Raw genomic sequence first — 1,184 nt, 5'->3', positions numbered from 1 at the left:
AAATTCAATTCCTATTTCCTTTGCAAGATAACGCTCCCATAAGGATATATTTTCACTTTTTTTTCTACTCATTATCTCTTCCTCCCTTCAATCTTTTTCTAAAATCAGAAGCATAAGTTCTTGAAATCATAACACGTTCGCCATTTTGCATCTTTGCATCAATACGATTGGACGGCAAGCTTTTTAAACTTGCAATCCTATCAATATTAATAATCATAGACTTGCTACAGCGAAAAAAATTAATGTCACTTAAAATACCTTCTATCTGATTTAAAGTATAATCAATCTTCAAAACATCCTTATCTGTATAAGCAAAGGTTTTTCCATCTACACTCTCTATGTATAAAATATCTTTAGAATCTATAACCGTTATTGTTTTATCGCTTAGGCCTATAAGTTTGGTTTGCTCACCTTTTAGGAATTTTACGATTCGTTCTACTTCAGGTGTCATATCCAGATAGTTTATTATTACTTCATCCTCACCTTCTGTTATCTGATTTATGGTATATTTCATGGGCCCCCTCCATTAATATTCTATGTATTCACCTATCCTCATTGTAACAATCTTATATTTTAAAAACAATACATAATAAGGTAAGTGACACTTATTGCTGGCTTAGTTACACATAAAAACAAGAAGTCTCAATTTGATGGGTGCTATAGCAATCTTGAGAATAAGCATAAACAAGTATCTTGAACATGGTCTTTGGGTCAACTGCTGGATTTCTACCTTTGGTAGAGTAAGCCTGATACAACTTCGTGTAATCTAATTCCTCCAATAATTGGCTTAGCAATCTGACAGAATCATCTTCTGGTACAAATCCATCTAATTCTAATGGAAGTTTCAATCGATATTCATACGAACTCAATGTATAATTCTAATTAGTGTAATTATTTATTCGCATACTTAATTATACCATAAAGGCAGGTTCGGGAACCTACCTATATTTCTAAAAGAAAAGAGCTTTTGCAAAATAGATGATTTTATCATCTATTTTGCAAAAGCCCCTTAAGTTCTCAATGTCATTTAGATAACGTCAGCAATTACTTTTTCTAAAAATCTCTTACTTAGAAAGAAGATATATATTGATAAATCTTACTGTATCAAGTACCTGAATGAGGGTGTGATTTTTTGTGTCCGAAGAGATATTATCTCGTTTGAAGACGCAAGTTGTGGTGTGGAT

At 32.0% G+C, this 1,184-nt stretch carries 1 protein-coding gene and 1 pseudogene; both read right to left on the bottom strand.

The genetic code is table 11. From position 1 onward, the window contains the following. Positions 1–64: 64 nt before the first annotated feature. Entirely contained in the window at positions 65–514 is a 450-nt protein-coding gene (locus ACW2QF_RS17895) for a LytTR family DNA-binding domain-containing protein (RefSeq protein WP_455717379.1), read from the bottom strand. Positions 515–632: 118 nt separating this feature from the next. Next, positions 633–869 (bottom strand): annotated as a pseudogene (locus tag ACW2QF_RS17890) (IS5/IS1182 family transposase); the annotation flags it as partial. Between the last annotated feature and the right edge of the window lie 315 nt (positions 870–1,184).

The organism is Anaerosporobacter sp. (assembly GCF_965301125.1).
This window is presented reverse-complemented; position numbering and strand designations above follow the sequence as displayed.

What these genes read in the sequence shown, in the direction of transcription:
- ACW2QF_RS17895 (WP_455717379.1), bottom strand. Translation starts at nt 514, where the DNA reads ATGAAATATACCATAAATCAGATAACAGAAGGTGAGGATGAAGTAATA.